Below are 15,946 nucleotides of genomic sequence, written 5' to 3'. Positions count from 1 at the left end.
CGCAAGGGTCTTGCAGTCTTCGGCACCCGCCGTTACGTTCGCGAGAACTGATGGTCCGTCAGATGGCTGGAGCCGCCATGCCCTGTCCGGCGCTTCCCGACGGGTTCGACTTCACCGACCCCGACCTCCTCCAACACCGGGTTCCCTTCGCGGAGTACGCGGAGCTGCGCCGGGCCGAGCCGGTGCGCTGGATACCGCAGCCGGCCGGGCTGGCGGGGTTCCAGGACGACGGGTACTGGGCGGTCACGCGGCACGCGGACGTCAAGTACGTGTCCACGCACCCGGAGTTGTTCTCCTCCTGGGTCAACACCGCGATCATCCGCTTCAACGAGCACATCGAGCGCGACGCGATCGACGCGCAACGGCTGATCCTGCTGAACATGGACCCGCCCGAGCACACCCGGGTCCGCCAGATCGTGCAGCGCATCTTCACCCCGCGCGCGATACGGGCGCTCGAACAGCGGCTGCGGGAGCGGGCGTTGTCGATCGTCGCCGAGGCCCGCGCCCACCCCGGGCCCTTCGACTTCGTCACCCAGGTCGCCTGCGAACTGCCCCTCCAGGCCATCGCGGAGCTGATCGGCATCCCGCAGGACGACCGGGCCAAGATCTTCGACTGGTCCAACAAGATGATCTCGTACGACGATCCGGAGTACGCGATCACCGAGGAAGTCGGCGCGGAATCGGCCACGGAGCTGATCGCGTACGCGATGAACATGGCGGCCGACCGCAAGCAGTGCCCGGCGAAGGACATCGTCACCGCGCTGGTGGCGGCGGAGGACGAGGGGAACCTGGGCTCGGACGAGTTCGGCTTCTTCGTGCTGATGCTGTCGGTCGCGGGCAACGAGACCACCCGCAACGCCATCACCCACGGCATGCACGCCTTCCTCACCCACCCCGAACAGTGGGACCTGTTCAAGCGGGAGCGGCCCGGGACGGCGGCCGAGGAGATCGTGCGCTGGGCGACACCGGTCAACTCCTTCCAGCGGACCGCCACTCAGGACACCGAACTGGGCGGCAAGCTGATCCGGAAGGGCGACCGGGTCGGGCTGTTCTACGCCGCCGCCAACCACGACCCCGAGGTCTTCGAGAACCCGCACCGCTTCGACATCACCCGTGACCCGAACCCGCACCTCGGCTTCGGCGGCGGGGGCCCGCACTACTGCCTCGGCAAGTCCCTGGCCGTGCTGGAGATCGACCTCATCTTCAACGCCCTCGCGGACGCCATGCCCGAGCTGCGGATGGCCGGCGAGCCGGACCGGCTGCGCTCGGCGTGGATCAACGGCGTGAAACACCTCCAGGTCACCCTGGACTGACAGACCCGGGGGAGGCAGGAGCAACCCCCATCCCTGCGCCCTGCTGCTGCCTCCCCCGAGATCCGTGCCCGGCGAGTACGGGCTCAGCTCCGCGTACGGTCCTTCAGCGGCTCCGGATCGCTGCTGACGGCGGCCTGGGTCACCAGCCGGGCGCGCGGGCCCTGGAGCAGGTACGTCAGCCCGAAACCGGCGCCGACGACGGCGGCGCCGCCGACCGCGTCCAGCAGCCAGTGGTTGCCGGTGACGACGATCGCGGTGAGCGTGAAGGCGGGATGCAGCAGGCCGAGGAGCTTCATCCACACCCTGGGGGCGACGATCGCGATGATCAGCCCGCACCACAGGGACCAGCCGAAGTGCAGCGACGGCATCGCCGCGTACTGGTTGGTCAGTGCGGTGAGCGTGCCGTAGTCGGGCTTGGTGAAGTCCTGGACGCCGTGCACGGTGTCGATGATCCCGAGGCCCGGCATCAGGCGGGGCGGGGCGAGCGGATAGAGCCAGAAGCCGACCAGGGCGAGCAGGGTGGCGAAGCCGAGCGCGGAGCGGGCCCAGCGGTAGTCGACGGGGCGGCGCCAGTACAGCAGGCCGAGGACGGTCAGCGGGACCACGAAGTGGAAGGACGTGTAGTAGAAGTCGAAGAACTCCCGCAGGAAGCCAACCTTGACCACGGCGTGGTTGAGCGTGTGCTCGATGTCGATGTGCAGGAATCGTTCGAGGTCGAGGATCTGCTGTCCGTGCTCCTCGGCGCGGGCCCGGCCCGCCGAGTTGCTGCCGCCGGTCGCGGCCAGGCGGACCTTGGCGTAGGCGGCGTAGGTGACCCGGATGAGCAGCAGTTCCAGCAGCAGGTTGGGGCGGGACAGCACCCGGCGCAGGAACGGCACCAGGGGGACGTGCTTGAAGCGGGTGGGGACGGGATCGGCGTACCGGGTGGGGATCGGGGTCTGGTAGTAGGGCGAGGTGCGGGACAGGAACGGCACGAAGGTGGCCGCCGCGAGCGCCGCGAGCAGGACGGCGTTCTCCCGCAGGGGGTAGAGCGCCTCCATGTTCGGCAGCAGCGTCTTCGCCGGGAGGGTCATCACCAGCACCACGGCGACCGGCCAGACGTACCGGTCGGAGGCCTTCTTGCCGACCCGGCCGACGACCGCGAGCAGTACCCACAGCAGCTGGTGCTGCCAGGCGGTGGGTGAGACGACGATCGCCGTGCAGCCGGTGACGGCCACGGCGAGCAGGAGCTGTCCGTCGCGTGCGTAGCGCACCGCCCGGCTCACGCCGAAGGCGGCGACGGCGGCGGAGAGCACCAGGAACAGGGTGATCTCCAGCGGCCCGTCGAGGCCGAGCCGCAGCAGGGCGGCGTGCAGGGACTGGTTGGCGAGGTCGTCGGCGGGTCCGCCAAGGCCGACCCCGGCCAGGTGGTGGACCCAGTAGGTGTACGAGTCGTGCGGCATCGCCGCCCAGGCCAGCACGGTGGCCCCGGCGAAGGTGGCGCCGGTCGCGGCGGCGGCCTGCTTTCGGCCGGTGAACCACAGCAGCGGCACGAACAGCAGCAGGGTCGGTTGGAGCGCTCCCGCGAGGCCGATGAGCGCGCCGCTGGAGCGCTGGCCGCGCACGGCGAAGCAGCCGAGGAGGACCAGCAGGACGGGGATGATGCCGGTCTGACCGAGCCAGAAGCTGTTGCGGACCGGCAGCGACAGCATCAGCAGGCTGACCGCGACGGGCGCGGCGAGCAGGGAGGTGCGCCGGCTGACCGGCTGCGGCAGCGCCCGGGCGGCGACCAGGCCGAGGGCGACGACCAGGAGGAGGGTGCCGAAGGTCCAGCCCCAGCCGAGCGTCTGCTCGGCGGACTTCGTCAGCGGTTTGAGGACGAGGCCGCCGAAGGGGGTGCCGGTGAAGCGGGTGGAGTCGTACAGGGAGCCGTTGACGTGCAGGACGCCGCCGGTGCCGACCCAGGTCTCCAGGTCGGTCAGCCGTTCGTCGCTGGGGGTGGTGAGGACGACGATGACCTGTCTCACGGCCAGGACGGCGGCGATGATCCACAGGCCGATCCGGGCGGCGCGCAGGCGCGCTCTCGCAGTGCCCACGGCCGTCGCTCCGAACGCATTCGCCGGTCGTCCGCTGTGCTGCTGCGCATTCGCCACGCCGAGTCGGCCTCCCGCCCCGTCGGTCCCGCGCATCACGCGAGAGATGCCCGTTTACGAACCCTATGCGGCTCGCACCGCCCCTGGAAGAGACGCAGGCGACCTCGGATTCACCCGCCATCCGCCTGCCTTTTGTCCGGATGACGATAGCGGTGACCGACTTCTGACGCTTGTGTGCGAAGCCGTCACGGCCACCTTCGCGCGGCCCGCACGGGCCGGTTCTTGGCAGTTGCGATCACTCGCCACCAGGGAGGAAACACGTCCCCTGAACGAGTGAACGCCGAAGCGTGGTTGCTCTCAACCCGGGGCGCGCTCAGGCTGGGAGGGGTGGCTGGAATTGTGCGGTTCGTCCGGCACCCGAAGGAATCACCGGACTATATTCCTTAGGGACACTACTTAGATGCTCTAACTAGCCATGCGAAAGGCGCAGGTACATGAGCGAGTCGCACCTCTGGGACACCGTCGACGACTACTTCACCGCCCACCTCGCACAGGACGACGAGGCGCTCCGGGCCGCCCTGCGCGACAGCGACGCCGCGGGCCTGCCGCAGATCGCCGTCAGCCCCACCCAGGGCAAGCTGCTGCGGATGCTGGCCGAGCTGCAGGGCGCGCGCACCGCCCTGGAGATCGGCACGCTCGGCGGCTACAGCACCATCTGGCTGGCCCGCGCCCTGCCCGCGGACGGGCGCCTGGTCTCCCTGGAGTACGACCCGAAGCACGCCGAGGTCGCCGTCCGCAACATCGCCCGCGCGGGCCTGGACAAGGTGGTCGAGGTGCGCGTCGGCGCCGCCCTCGACCTGCTCCCCGGGCTCGCCGACGAGAACCCCGCGCCCTTCGACGTGGTCTTCATCGACGCGGACAAGGCGAACAACCCGCACTACCTGGAGTGGGCGCTCAGGCTCACCAGCGCGGGCAGCCTGATCGTCGTGGACAACGTGGTGCGCGGCGGCCGGGTCGCCGACGCGGACGCGGACGCGCCCGACGTCGTGGGCACGCGCAAGGCCATCGAGATGATCGGCAGCCACCCGCGGCTCAGCGGGACGGCGGTCCAGACCGTGGGGAGCAAGGGCTACGACGGGTTCGCACTGGCGCGTGTGCTCGCCTGAACCCGCCGGAGCGCGTCAGACTTCGTGGTAGAAGCCGACGTTGATGCTGCGCGGGGCGGTGCGGTCGTGGACGACGATCTCACCGCTGCCGCCCCGGGGCAGCCGGAAGCTGCCGCCGTAGGCGATCGCCTGGGCGTACTCACCGACGGTGATCTTGACCTCGGAGGACGGGTCGGGCTGCGAGCCGCGCAGCCAGGTCACCTGCCAGACACCGTCGGAGCCGCACTGGAACTCCAGGTGCACCCGGGAGACGAACAGCCAGTCGTCGGGGGTGTGCAGCCGGCACTGGGCCTTGTCACGGCCCACGCGCAGCACGGCTCCCGGCTCGCTGGGCGCGTCGGCCATGAGCATGCCGGCCGTGGCACCCTCCTCCGCCGCGGTGACGGCGGCCATGGTGAGTTCGAGCACGTGCGTCCTCCTGAAGTGTCCTTGTTCAGCCGCCGCATGATAAATCGCCCGGCCCGACCGTGTCCGGCACAATGGAGTCATGACCGAGCGAAAGCCACCGGGCGTCCCGTTCGAGTCCTTCGTGGACAAGCAGATCCGCGACGCCGAGCGGCGCGGTGACTTCGCCCGTCTCCCGGGCGCGGGACAGCCGTTGCCGCCGGGCACGGACACCACGTACGACGAACTGTGGTGGATCAAGCAGAAGATGGCCCGCGAGGGCCTGGCGGTGCTCCCGCCCACGCTCGCCCTGCGCAAGGAGGCGGAGGACGCCCTGGAGGCGGCGCTCGGGGCGCCCTCGGAGTATCACGTCCGGAAGATCATCACCGAGGTCAACGCCAAGATCCGCGAGATGATGTTCAAGCCTCCGCCGGGGCCCCCGCTCGGCAAGAAGCCGTACGACGTCGAGGACGTCGTACGGCTCTGGCGGGAGCGCGGAGGCGCGCAGGGGCGCGAAGGCGCGTAAGGCTCCCTCGGGCAGGCCGAGTGCGCCGATCCGGATGCGCAATGCTCCGATTCAGATGCGCATCAGCCGGTCGGCCAGCTCGCGGTAGTCCTTCAGCGCGAGCCGCAGTTGCTCGGTGTCGGTCGCGGACTCGTCGTCCTGCCAGGAGCCGCGCAGCGTCCGGCGCCGCTGGGCCAGCGCCTCCGTGACCCGCCCGGAGACCTCCTCCAGCACCAGGTCGGCCTCCTCGACGGCGGCCCGGGGCTGCTCCACGAAGTCGGACAGGGCGTGCTGGAGCCGCAGTTCGAGCTTGTCGCACTCCTCGCGGCGCATGAGCGGCGTGTGTTCCGGCATGGTCACTCAACTCCCCTGCTGCCGTGGCTGGTTGCGGCCGGGCGGGCGTGCCGGCGGCGGCCGTGTCCGTCGGACCCGACCAGCTCGTCGAACAGGTGCCGCGCCTCGACCATGGCCTCCCGCATCTCCTCGGTGCTGCCGTCGCCGCCGTCGGCCGCCACGCGATGCACCCGGCGATAGCCGTCGACATGACCGGCGTGGTGCACGGAGAGCGCGGAGAGCTGCTCCTCGTACTGCCCGCCGTCGGGGAACCCGCGCTCCCCGGCGACGGAGGCGAGCAGCCGGTCGGCCTCGCCGACGGCCTCCCTCGGCGACTCCACGAACCGCTCCTGGGCCGCCGCCCAGCGCGCCTCGTACTCCTGCCTGCGCTCCGGCTCCAGCTCACGCTCCCGCAGGTCACCGTGGCGCCGTACGCGCTCGGCGAGTTCCCGCTCGGCCGCCTTGGTGTCCCCGTCGTGCCGGGCCACCGTCCGCTCGTACTCGGGCCCGAAGCGCCGCTTCAGACTCCGCCCGTTTCCCTGCCCCCGGGCGCGCAGGGCGAGGACGGCCGCGCCGATGACGACGACCGCCGCGATCACGATCAAGGCAATGATCAGGCCAGTGGACATGGACGCCTTCCACAGTTGTCGACCCAACCGGTCTCCGTGCGAACCGGTACCCGCCCCGGGTAGCCCCGGCGGCCGTCCCCAAACCGAACCGACGGACAATGCCCCCATGACCTGGAGCATCACCACGGAACCCGCCGTCTCCGCCACCGCCACCGCGCTCTGGCGGGAGTACTACACGGAGGTCAGCGACCGCTGGTATCTCCGCTTCGAGGGCCACCGCACCGACCCGGCGGAGCTGGAACGGGAGATCGCGGCCCAGACCTGGGCGGAACTCACCCCGCCCACCGGCCGGTTGTTGGTGGCGCGGTACGCGGGCGAACCGGCCGGGACGGCGGGCGTCCATCTGCTGGACGCGCACACCGCGGAACTCCGGCGCGTCTACGTCCGCCCGGCGCACCGCGGCAAGGGCGGCGCCGAACTCCTGGTCCGGGCCGCCGAGGACGCAGCCCGCGCGATGGGCGCGGCCCACATCGTCCTGGACACCCGCAGCGACCTGACCGAGGCCCGCGCGCTGTACACCCGGCTCGGCTACACGGAGACCGAGCGGCACAACGACGAGCCCTACGCCGAGCACTGGTTCCGCAAGGAGCTGACGCCGGTCAGCTGAGCTGCGCGCGGGCGGTGGCGTGGGGCTGCTCCCGCTCGGAACCGCACAGTTCGTCGTTGAGCTCCTTGACCAGGTGCACGAGGTCGGTGGGCCGGTCGGGACCCCACCAGTCGCCGAGGAGTTCGGCGAGGGAGTCCTCACGGGCCTGCGCCAGCCGCTCAGCGACCTCGCAGCCCTCATCGGTCAGTACGAGATCCGGCCCCGTACGCACCGCGAGCCGCCGCTCCTCCACCTGCCGGGCGGCGGCGAGGATGACGGCGAGCGGGACCGTACTGCGCTCGGCGAGCTGGGCGGGTTCGACCGAGCCGTACTTGCGGATGCGCAGCAGCAGCCAACTCGCCGCGGGCAGCAGGTCGTAGCCCGCCCGCTCGGTGATCCTGACGTAGATCTCGCGCCGCCCCTCGCCGGTGCCCAGCACCGACAGCGCCCGGCACACCTCGTCGTAGGACGACCGCTCCACCGGGTTGCTGGCCAGCGTCTCGGTGATGTCCGGCGCGGTGACCGAGCCGCGCAGCCTGTCCTCCTTCAGGAACCAGGCCAGTACGAAGCCGAGCAGGGCGACGGGGGCGGCGTAGAGGAAGACATCGGTGATGGAGGTGGCGTACGCCTCCACCGCCGCGGGCTGGAGCGAGCCGGGCAGTTCGGCGATACCCCGCGGGTCGGACTCCAGCGCGTCCGCCGAGACCCCGGGCGGCAGTTCGACGCCGCGGAAGGCATCGGCGAGCTTGTCGTCGAGCCGGCCCGCGAAGACGGTACCGAAGACGGCGACGCCGAAGGAGGCACCGATCGACCGGAAGAAGGTCGCGCCGGAGGTGGCGACGCCGAGGTCCTCGTAGGGCACGGCGTTCTGCACGATGAGCACCAGCACCTGCATGACGAGCCCGAGTCCGAGCCCGAAGACGAAGAAGAAGGTGCTCATCACGCCGGTGGAGCTGCTGACATCGAGCTGGTGCAGCAGAAGCAGCCCCAGCGCCGTGACTCCCGTCCCCGCGACGGGAAACACCTTCCACCGGCCGGTACGGCTGACGATCTGCCCCGAGACGGTGGACGCCAGCAGCATGCCCACCACCATCGGCAGCATGTGCACCCCGGACATCGTCGGTGTCACGTCCTGCACGACCTGGAGGAACGTCGGCAGATAGGTCATCGCCCCGAACATCGCGAACCCGACGACGAAGCTGATCACGGCGGCCAGGGTGAAGGTGCGGATGCGGAACAGCTTGAGCGGCAGCACGGGTTCGACGGCCCGCCGCTCGACGGCGACGAAGGCGACCGCGAGCACCACGCCCAGCACGGCGAGCCCGACGATCTGCCAGGACCCCCAGGCCCAGGTGACCCCGCCGAGGGAGGCGACGAGCACCAGACAGGTGGCGACGGCGGCGATGAGGAATGTGCCGAGATAGTCGATGACGTGCTGGGCGGAGCGCCGGGGAATGTGCAGCGCGAGCGCGATGACGACCAGCGCCACGACTCCCACGGGCAGGTTGATGTAGAAGACCCACCGCCAGCTCAGATGCTGGGTGAACACCCCGCCCAGCAACGGCCCGAGCACACTGGTGGCACCGAAGACGGCCCCGAACAGCCCCTGGTAGCGCCCGCGTTCACGGGGCGGGACCAGATCTCCCACGATGGCCATGGACAGCACGATGAGCCCGCCGCCCCCGAGCCCCTGAAGCGCCCGGAAGCCGATGAGCTGGGCCATGTCCTGGGCCATGCCGCACAGCGCGGAGCCGATCAGGAAGATGACGATGGCGAGTTGGAAGAGCCGTTTGCGCCCGTACTGGTCACCGAGCTTGCCCCACAGCGGCGTGGCGGCCGTGGAGGCGAGCAGATAGGCGGTGACCACCCACGAAAGATGCTCCATACCCCCCAGATCGCTGACGATGGTGGGCAGAGCGGTGGAAACAATGGTCTGGTCAAGGGCCGCGAGCAGCAACCCGAGCAGCAGAGCACCGATGGGAACGAGCACGTTCCCCGGCACGCGTTCCTGGACCTGACTGTCCCCTGCCATGCCGACCTCCCGAGTCCTCCCGAAACTCGACGCACCTTCCATCCTGGTCGGTGTGACCAGTTATGGCCTGTTGAATCCTGTGAAACGTGACGTTCCGGGGGGCGTGTCGATGACGGTGTGAAGCAAATCTGCATAATCTCTGGAGTTCGCGAGGGGAGTCGCGAGGGGAGGGACAAGCGCGTGACAGAGCAGAGGAACCATGGGTGCCCGGAATGCGGGGCGCCCCGGGGGGCCGACGGCACCCCGTCCTGCGGCTGCACGGAACGAGCCGCGGAGGCCCTGCGCGACGCGCGCGAGGCACAGGCGGCAGCGGCGGAGGACTTCAATCCGCTGCGCATACGTCCGTACGTGGACCTGGAGGGTCACGGGGAGGAACCGTCCGGGGACCCGGAGGCAACGATGGCGCTGCGCGCCCAGGCCCCGCCCCCCACCCCGGACCTGAGCCTGTTCGAACCGTCGACGCACCCGCGGCAGCCGGAGCACCACCCGGACCCGGCCCACCCGACGGGAAACCGCCGCCGGGGCCGCAGGCTGCTCATAGGCACGGCAGCGGCATCCGTGGCGGTCCTGGCGGCAGCGGGAATGGCCAGCGGCCTGTTCAACTACGAAACCCCGACGCGGGAGACCTCCCTCCCGGACCCGGTGCGGGCAAGCGTCCCCGAGGAAACCCCGGAGACGACGCAGAAGTCGAACCCGAAGGACGCGACCCCCACCCCGACGCAAACGTCGGCGTCCCCGTCGGCCACGGAATCGGAATCACCCTCACCGACACCCTCGGACTCCACCACGTCACCCTCCGGCTCCCCGTCCCCCACCACCACGGAGCCGTCCCCGACCTCCACCCCGGCCAAGGCCTCGGAGGAGCCCCCGGCCGAACAGCCGACCGCCCAGCCCGGCGGCCCGGTCCTCCGCCGCGGCGACAAGGGCCCCGAGGTAGTCGAACTCCAACTCCGCCTGCGCCAGCTCTACCTCTACAACGACGAAATCAACGGCAACTTCAACTGGCGCGTGGAAAACGCCCTGATGAACTACCAGTGGAGCCGAGGGGTGGGCAGAGACACCCTGGGCGTCTACACAGCGGAAACGAGAGCGGCCCTGGAATCGGAAACGACGGAACCGTAGGGGCAGCCTTTCAGCCGGCCCCGCGCTTGAAAACGCAGGTCGGCACCACCAGCCCGCCCGGCGCTTGAAAACGCAGGTCGGCACCACCAGCCCGCCCGGCGCTTGAAACGCAGGTCGGCACCACCAGCCCGCCCCGCACTTGAAACGCAGGTCGGCTCCTCCAGCCCGTCCGGCGCTTGACGGACGGGGCCCGTTCAGGGCCGATAGGGGGTCCAGGGGGCGGAGCCCCCTGGGCGGGGTCGAAGGGGCGGCAGCCCCTGGGGACGGGAACGGGAAGGGGCGGCGGGGGCGAAAACCCCCAACAGTCACCCCACGTACAGCCGCACAACCCCTCCGTCAACCCCCACCCGCACCGCCCTCAAATCCGGCACCACCACATCCGGCCCGTGCAAACCCGCCCGAGCCCCCACCCCCACAACCCGCATCCCCGCAGCCCGCCCCGCCTCAATCCCCGCCCCGGAGTCCTCGAACACCACACACTCCCCGGGCTCGACCCCCAACTCGGCGGCCCCCTTCAAGAACCCCTCGGGATCGGGCTTGCTGGCCCCCACACACTCCGCGGTCACCCGCACATCCGGCATCCCCAGCCCCGCCGCCCGCATCCGCGCCGTGGACAGCGCGACATCCGCGGACGTCACCAGCGCATGCGGCACAGATCCAGCCACCAGGGACGCCAAGAACTCCCCGGCCCCCGGCACCGGGACGACGCCCTCCACATCCGCGGTCTCCTGCTCCAGCATCCACGCGTTCTCCGCGTGGTTCTGCGCCATGGGCCGCTCCGGCAGCAGCAGCGCCATGGAGGCGTACCCCTGCCGCCCGTGGACGACCTTCATGACCTCGTCCCCGTCCAGCCCGTGCCGCTCGGCCCAGCGCCGCCAGATCCGCTCCACGACGGCATCGGAGTTGACGAGGGTCCCGTCCATGTCCAGCAGCAGGGCACGGCAGGTGAGCACGGTGGTGGCCGACATCGGCAGCTCCAAGGGACAGGTCGGGAAGACCAGGGAAGGAAACAAAATGGCCCCACCCGCCGGTCAGGGAGAACGGGCGGGATCCACTTTGTTCCCCCACGGTACAAAACCGTCCCATGATCCCGCCACTCCCCCACGGGCTCAGCCCGCGACCACCGCCACGAACCTCCGCCCGCGGCCACCACCACGAACCTCCGCCCGCGACCACCACCACGACCGCTCAGCCCGCAACCGCCTCCCACAAACTCCACACCCCGAGCCCACCCATCAGCACGGCCGCGATCCGAGTGATCAACGTCAGCGGCACCCGCTTCATCAGCGCCTTGCCGCCCACGATCCCCAGCCCCGCCACGGACCACAGCGCCAGCACGGCCCCCAGCCCCACGGACAGCGGATCGTCGTACCGCGCGGCGAGATTCGCGGTCATGATCTGCGTGAGATCCCCGAACTCGGCGACGAGGATCAGCATGAACCCGGCCCCGGCCACCTTCCAGAAGGACTGGTCCTCCGGCCGCCGGACCGACTCCTCGCCGTCGTCCTTCTTCAGCAGCAGCATCGCCGCCCCGCCCAGGAAGAGCACACCGGTGATCGCACTCACGACCTGCTGCGGCAGCAGCGTCAGCACACTCCCCGCCGCGACCGCGAGCGTGACATGCAGCGCGAACGCGGCGGCCACCCCCGCGAAGACATAGGACGCCCGGTACCGCGTACCGAGCACGAGCCCCGCGAGCGCCGTCTTGTCGGGCAGTTCCGCGAGAAAGACGACGCCGAACGCGACGGCCGTCACAGTGAAGCTGATCAAGGTTCCTCAATCGGTCGGGGCTGCCCCACCGAGAGTGCTGGTCCTCTTCGCGAAAAAGACACCTCGGCACGGCAGCGCACGGTCAATGCACTGCTTTGCCGAAGGTCTCGCTGGCGGCGCCCCTAGGGGCCCGCCTCCGGGCGCCGGCTCAGACGAGCTGAGCAGTATGTCGACGTTCCGGCGAAGAGCTACTCCCCTTCTGCGCCGACCATCCTACGCGATCGTTTCGCCGTAAACCTTGTCATGTCATGCACCCGTCACTACCTTGCCACGCAGCGCTCATCTCCCCGCAACAGGACGTGGCGAGCATTCCCACACCCACCCGCCAACGCCCCCACTCCCCAAGGAAGTTCGCATGCCGAAGTTCTACGCGCGTCGACGCGTGAGCACAGTCACCGCACTCACCGGTCTCATAGCCTCCGTCGGCCTGTTCAACGGACCGACCGCCTCCGCCGCCCTCCCCACCCCGGTCAGCGCCGCCACCGCCCGCTCCTACCTCGCCACGCTCACCGTGGCGGCCGAGGACCGCACCGGCTACGACCGCGACCTGTTCAACCACTGGATCACCATCTCCGGCACCTGCAACACCCGCGAGACGGTCCTCAAGCGCGACGGCACCAACGTCGTCACCAACTCCTCCTGCGCCGCCACCAGCGGAAGCTGGTACTCCCCCTACGACGGCGCCACCTGGACCGCCGCCTCCGACCTCGACATCGACCACCTCGTCCCGCTGGCCGAGGCCTGGGACTCCGGGGCCGACAACTGGTCCAGCTCCAAGCGCCAGGCCTTCGCCAACGACCTGACCCGCCCGCAGCTCCTCGCGGTCACCGACAACGTCAACCAGGCCAAGGGCGACCAGGACCCGGCCACCTGGATGCCCTCGCGCACCGCTTACCGCTGCACCTACGTCCGCGCCTGGGTCCAGGTGAAGTACTACTACGACCTGTCCGTGGACTCCGCCGAGAAGAGCGCGCTCACCGGCTATCTGAACGCCTGCTGATCCCGGCGCCGATCCGAGGGCTCCGGAACCTGTCCACCGGCCTCCGTCGTTCCGTACCGTACGGGGCGACGGAGAGGGGATCACCGTGGCCGATCTCAGACTGGGCCCGCTGCTGAGGTACGCCGACGGTTCGTCGGCGACCGTCTGGGTCGAGACGAGCCGCCCGTGCCTGGCCGAGGTGCGCGGCGGCTCGGGCGCCCGCGGCGAGTCCCGCACCTTCCAGATCGCCGGGCACCACTACGCGCTGATCGAGGTGGGCGGACTCACCCCGGGCACCAGTCAGCCGTACGAGGTCCTGCTCGACGGCGCCCCTGTGTGGCCGCTGCCGGACTCCCCGTTCCCGCCCTCGGTGATCCGCACCCCGGCACCGGACGACGACACCGTCCGCGTCGCCTTCGGTTCCTGCCGCTGGGCCGCCCCGCCGGACGGCGGCCACGACCCGGTCGGACCGGACGCCCTGGACACCCTCGCCGCCCGGGTCGCGGCCGACCCCGAGGGCGAGCGCCCCGACGTCCTGCTGCTGCTCGGCGACCAGGTGTACGCCGACGAGGTCTCCGAGGACACCCACCGCTGGCTGGCCGCCCGCCGTGACCTGAGCGACCCGCCCGGCAGCCAGGTCGCCGACTACGAGGAGTACACCCACCTCTACTACGAGTCCTGGCTCGACCCCGAGGTCCGCTGGCTGCTCTCCACGGTCCCCAGTTGCCAGATCTTCGACGACCACGACGTGATCGACGACTGGAACACATCCGCCTCTTGGCTCGCCAACATGCGGGCCACCCCGTGGTGGCAGGAGCGCTTGCTGAGCGGGCTGATGTCGTACTGGGTCCACCAGCACCTGGGCAACCTCAGCCCCGCCGAACTGGCCACCGACCCGCTCTACGCCGCCGTACGCCACTCCCCCGACGGCACCGACGAGTTGCGCGCCTTCGCCGCCCGCGCCGACGCCGATCCGGCTTCCGTGCGCTGGAGTTACCGGCGCGACTTCGGCCGGGTGCGGCTGCTCATGCTCGACAGCAGGGCCGCCCGCGTCCTCGACGAGGACAGTCGCGCGATGATCGACCCCGGGACGGCCGACTGGCTGCGCGCGCAGATCGAGGACGGGCGCGGGGACTACGACCACCTCCTGATCGGCACCTCACTGCCCTGGCTGCTGCCGCATCTGGTGCACTACGCCGAGGCGTGGGACGCGGCGCTGTGCCGGGGCGGCAAGGGCGAGCGCTGGGCCCGGTTCGGGGAGCGGCTCAGGCGCGCGGCCGACCTGGAGCACTGGGCCGCCTTCCCCGACTCCTTCGAGGCGCTGGCCGAGACCCTGCGCGAGGCGTGTTCCGGGCCCGGCGCGCCGGCGACGGTGTGCGTGCTGTCGGGGGACGTGCACCACGCGTACGTGGCCGAGCCGTCCTGGCCCGGCGCCGACCGGCAGCCCGGCGCCCGGGTCGTCCAGCTCACCTGCTCCCCGGTGCACAACTCCGTCCCGTTCCACATCCGGCTCGGTTTCCGGTTCGGCTGGAGCGGCCCCGCACGGGCGCTCGGCCGGCGGATCGCGGGGCACGGCGGAGTCCCCCGGCCCAGCATCAACTGGCGCCGCACGGGCGGCCCTTGGTTCGGCAACCAGCTCATGACCCTCACCCTGCGCGGCCGTTCGGCCCGTCTCCGTCTGCAACGAGCGTACCCGGAGAAGGACGGGGCCCGGCTGCGCACGGTCATGGAGCGCGAACTCGGCGCCTAGCCACGCCACATGGCCAAATGTTGAACTTGCAAGCACCATGAGGCGTACCTAGCCTGAGGCTCACCGGAACTCCGTCCCCACGGCCCCAAGGAGCCCCCCACATGACCGGACGCCTCAACAGCGCCCAGCCGTACGCCCTCGGCCTGTTCCGCATCGTCGTCGGACTGCTCTTCACCTGCCACGGCGCCTCCTCCCTCTTCGGCGTGCTCGGCCGTGAGAGCGTCGAGACCGGCGCCTGGCCCAACTGGTACGCCGCCGTCATCGAGTTGGTCGGCGGCGGCCTGGTCCTGCTGGGCCTGGCCACCCGCGCCGCCGCGTTCGTCTCCTCGGGCGCGATGGCGTACGCCTACTTCAAGGTGCACCAGCCGCAGGCGCTGTGGCCGATACAGAACAGCGGTGAGGGTGCCGCGATGTACTGCTGGTCGATGTTCCTGCTGGTCTTCACCGGCTCCGGCGCCTTCGGCCTGGACCGGCTCCTCGCCAGGCGTTCCTCCGAGCGGGACGAACGGCCCCGGGAGCAGGCGCCGGTGGCCGCCTGAGGCACACCGCGGCGCCCGTCCTCCGCAGGGACGGGCGCCGCGGTCGTCCTCCCGGCCGGTTCAGGCCACCCAGCCGAACGGCACCGTGAAGCAGCCCGCCCGCTCCCTGCTGCCCGGCCGGTCGTGCAGGACGACGGAGGCGGCCTCCCCCTTGCGGAACCCCCAGGAGTGCTCGGCCCGCGCCCGGCCCGCGCCGCGCTCGTCGGTGGTGAAGTCCAGCCACACCTCGTTGTCGGCGTTGACGTGGTGCGCTTCGGAGGAGACCACGTGCTGGTAGTGCCCGCCGGACGCGGCGGGATCGGCGCCGCAGGGATTGCGGTGCACATGGACCCCGTACGCGTGCCCCGGCTTCAGGCCGCTCACCCGCAGCCGCACGCTCGTCGCGCCGCCCGAGGACATCCGCTGCTCGACCTCGATCCAGGCGGCCGCCGGGACCAGTTCCTGGTCGTACGTCAGCGCCGCCGAGGGGACGAAGGCGCCGGGCGGCGCGAACCGCGCGTCCGTGCGCATCGAATAGCCACCGGCGCCGTCACCACCGGCCCCGTCACCGCCGCCGACGGCGAGCACGGCCGCCGCGAGGACGCCCGCGCATATGCCTGCCACCATGATCTTCCTCACTTCACTGGATCCGGAAAACCCCCTCTCCCGTGCTACGGGACACTTCGCGGCCCCGCTCCCCGGGAACCGGCAGCCGGGTGAACATCACGTGTTGAACACACGGGACCCCTGTGAACCACGCGTCACGCTCCGCCGCGTACGCTGTACA

16 protein-coding genes are annotated in these 15,946 nt (G+C 70.7%); 8 read left to right on the top strand and 8 right to left on the bottom strand.

The genetic code is table 11. The annotated features are described in order from the left end of the window. Nucleotides 1–77 precede the first annotated feature (77 nt). A complete protein-coding gene (locus tag GA0115233_RS11760) occupies nt 78–1,313 on the top strand; it encodes a cytochrome P450 (RefSeq protein ID WP_093720125.1) in 1,236 nt (411 codons plus the stop codon). An 83-nt stretch (nt 1,314–1,396) separates the two neighbouring features. Here GA0115233_RS11760 and GA0115233_RS11755 read toward each other — a convergent pair whose 3' ends face one another. Then, complete coding sequence (locus tag GA0115233_RS11755; protein WP_093720124.1) at nt 1,397–3,445, bottom strand: bifunctional glycosyltransferase 87/phosphatase PAP2 family protein; 2,049 nt, start codon at nt 3,443–3,445, stop codon at nt 1,397–1,399. Nucleotides 3,446–3,879: 434 nt separating this feature from the next. Here GA0115233_RS11755 and GA0115233_RS11750 point away from each other — a divergent pair, with 434 nt between their 5' ends. Further along, nucleotides 3,880–4,551 (top strand): O-methyltransferase, encoded by a 672-nt coding sequence (locus GA0115233_RS11750; RefSeq protein WP_093720123.1) that lies wholly within the window; start codon nt 3,880–3,882, stop codon nt 4,549–4,551. Nucleotides 4,552–4,566: 15 nt separating this feature from the next. Here the strand turns inward: GA0115233_RS11750 and GA0115233_RS11745 are convergent, their stop codons facing one another. Then, complete coding sequence (locus GA0115233_RS11745; protein ID WP_093720122.1) at nt 4,567–4,959, bottom strand: FHA domain-containing protein; 393 nt, start codon at nt 4,957–4,959, stop codon at nt 4,567–4,569. Nucleotides 4,960–5,038: 79 nt separating this feature from the next. On the opposite strand from GA0115233_RS11745, the gene GA0115233_RS11740 reads away from it, so the two are divergent. Next, on the top strand, nt 5,039–5,461 hold the full coding sequence (locus GA0115233_RS11740) for a DnaJ family domain-containing protein (protein WP_093720121.1): 423 nt from the start codon (nt 5,039–5,041) through the stop codon (nt 5,459–5,461). Between the two features lie 51 nt (nt 5,462–5,512). Here the strand turns inward: GA0115233_RS11740 and GA0115233_RS11735 are convergent, their stop codons facing one another. Together GA0115233_RS11735 and GA0115233_RS11730 are read right to left on the bottom strand one after the other, a co-directional pair. Then, nucleotides 5,513–5,794 (bottom strand): hypothetical protein, encoded by a 282-nt coding sequence (locus GA0115233_RS11735; RefSeq protein ID WP_093720120.1) that lies wholly within the window; start codon nt 5,792–5,794, stop codon nt 5,513–5,515. A gap of 2 nt (nt 5,795–5,796) precedes the next feature. Further along, on the bottom strand, nt 5,797–6,402 hold the full coding sequence (locus GA0115233_RS11730) for a hypothetical protein (RefSeq protein ID WP_093720119.1): 606 nt from the start codon (nt 6,400–6,402) through the stop codon (nt 5,797–5,799). Between the two features lie 106 nt (nt 6,403–6,508). On the opposite strand from GA0115233_RS11730, the gene GA0115233_RS11725 reads away from it, so the two are divergent. Continuing rightward, nucleotides 6,509–7,009, top strand: a complete 501-nt coding sequence (locus tag GA0115233_RS11725) for a GNAT family N-acetyltransferase (RefSeq protein WP_093720118.1) — start codon at nt 6,509–6,511, stop codon at nt 7,007–7,009. Here the strand turns inward: GA0115233_RS11725 and GA0115233_RS11720 are convergent. Continuing rightward, nucleotides 7,002–9,020, bottom strand: coding sequence for an MDR family MFS transporter (locus GA0115233_RS11720; protein WP_093720117.1), 2,019 nt, complete (start codon nt 9,018–9,020; stop codon nt 7,002–7,004). The two genes, GA0115233_RS11725 and GA0115233_RS11720, sit on opposite strands and share 8 nt — an antisense overlap. Nucleotides 9,021–9,200: 180 nt before the next feature. On the opposite strand from GA0115233_RS11720, the gene GA0115233_RS11715 reads away from it, so the two are divergent. After that, nucleotides 9,201–10,142, top strand: coding sequence for a peptidoglycan-binding protein (locus tag GA0115233_RS11715; RefSeq protein WP_093720116.1), 942 nt, complete (start codon nt 9,201–9,203; stop codon nt 10,140–10,142). Between the two features lie 305 nt (nt 10,143–10,447). Here the strand turns inward: GA0115233_RS11715 and GA0115233_RS11710 are convergent, their stop codons facing one another. Next, entirely contained in the window at nt 10,448–11,110 is a 663-nt protein-coding gene (locus GA0115233_RS11710; protein ID WP_176711739.1) for an HAD family hydrolase, read from the bottom strand. Nucleotides 11,111–11,330: 220 nt separating this feature from the next. Beyond that, a complete protein-coding gene (locus GA0115233_RS11705; protein WP_093720115.1) occupies nt 11,331–11,912 on the bottom strand; it encodes a TMEM165/GDT1 family protein in 582 nt (193 codons plus the stop codon). A gap of 355 nt (nt 11,913–12,267) precedes the next feature. On the opposite strand from GA0115233_RS11705, the gene GA0115233_RS11700 reads away from it, so the two are divergent. The 3 genes from GA0115233_RS11700 to GA0115233_RS11690 all read left to right on the top strand — a co-directional run bounded on the left by GA0115233_RS11700 (nt 12,268) and on the right by GA0115233_RS11690 (nt 15,180). Beyond that, the gene (locus GA0115233_RS11700) at nt 12,268–12,912 is read left to right on the top strand and encodes an HNH endonuclease family protein (RefSeq protein ID WP_093720114.1); all 645 of its coding nucleotides are present in this window, start codon (nt 12,268–12,270) and stop codon (nt 12,910–12,912) included. Nucleotides 12,913–12,997: 85 nt separating this feature from the next. After that, nucleotides 12,998–14,641, top strand: a complete 1,644-nt coding sequence (locus GA0115233_RS11695) for an alkaline phosphatase D family protein (protein WP_093720113.1) — start codon at nt 12,998–13,000, stop codon at nt 14,639–14,641. Between the two features lie 101 nt (nt 14,642–14,742). Further along, a complete protein-coding gene (locus tag GA0115233_RS11690; RefSeq protein ID WP_093720112.1) occupies nt 14,743–15,180 on the top strand; it encodes a DoxX family protein in 438 nt (145 codons plus the stop codon). A gap of 60 nt (nt 15,181–15,240) precedes the next feature. On the opposite strand, the gene GA0115233_RS11685 is transcribed toward GA0115233_RS11690, so the two are convergent. Beyond that, a complete protein-coding gene (locus GA0115233_RS11685) occupies nt 15,241–15,786 on the bottom strand; it encodes a superoxide dismutase family protein (protein WP_093720111.1) in 546 nt (181 codons plus the stop codon). Between the last annotated feature and the right edge of the window lie 160 nt (nt 15,787–15,946).

The organism is Streptomyces sp. DI166, assembly GCF_900091315.1.
Lineage (GTDB): Bacteria > Actinomycetota > Actinomycetes > Streptomycetales > Streptomycetaceae > Streptomyces > Streptomyces fuscus.
This window is presented reverse-complemented; position numbering and strand designations above follow the sequence as displayed.

Coding starts and splice junctions, on each gene's coding strand:
- GA0115233_RS11760 (WP_093720125.1), top strand. CDS start 78: ATGCCCTGTCCGGCGCTTCCCGACGGGTTCGACTTCACCGACCCCGAC.
- GA0115233_RS11725 (WP_093720118.1), top strand. CDS start 6,509: ATGACCTGGAGCATCACCACGGAACCCGCCGTCTCCGCCACCGCCACC.
- GA0115233_RS11730 (WP_093720119.1), bottom strand. CDS start 6,402: ATGTCCACTGGCCTGATCATTGCCTTGATCGTGATCGCGGCGGTCGTC.
- GA0115233_RS11735 (WP_093720120.1), bottom strand. CDS start 5,794: ATGCCGGAACACACGCCGCTCATGCGCCGCGAGGAGTGCGACAAGCTC.
- GA0115233_RS11700 (WP_093720114.1), top strand. CDS start 12,268: ATGCCGAAGTTCTACGCGCGTCGACGCGTGAGCACAGTCACCGCACTC.
- GA0115233_RS11740 (WP_093720121.1), top strand. CDS start 5,039: ATGACCGAGCGAAAGCCACCGGGCGTCCCGTTCGAGTCCTTCGTGGAC.
- GA0115233_RS11750 (WP_093720123.1), top strand. CDS start 3,880: ATGAGCGAGTCGCACCTCTGGGACACCGTCGACGACTACTTCACCGCC.
- GA0115233_RS11690 (WP_093720112.1), top strand. CDS start 14,743: ATGACCGGACGCCTCAACAGCGCCCAGCCGTACGCCCTCGGCCTGTTC.
- GA0115233_RS11710 (WP_176711739.1), bottom strand. CDS start 11,110: ATGTCGGCCACCACCGTGCTCACCTGCCGTGCCCTGCTGCTGGACATG.
- GA0115233_RS11720 (WP_093720117.1), bottom strand. CDS start 9,020: ATGGCAGGGGACAGTCAGGTCCAGGAACGCGTGCCGGGGAACGTGCTC.
- GA0115233_RS11685 (WP_093720111.1), bottom strand. CDS start 15,786: ATGGTGGCAGGCATATGCGCGGGCGTCCTCGCGGCGGCCGTGCTCGCC.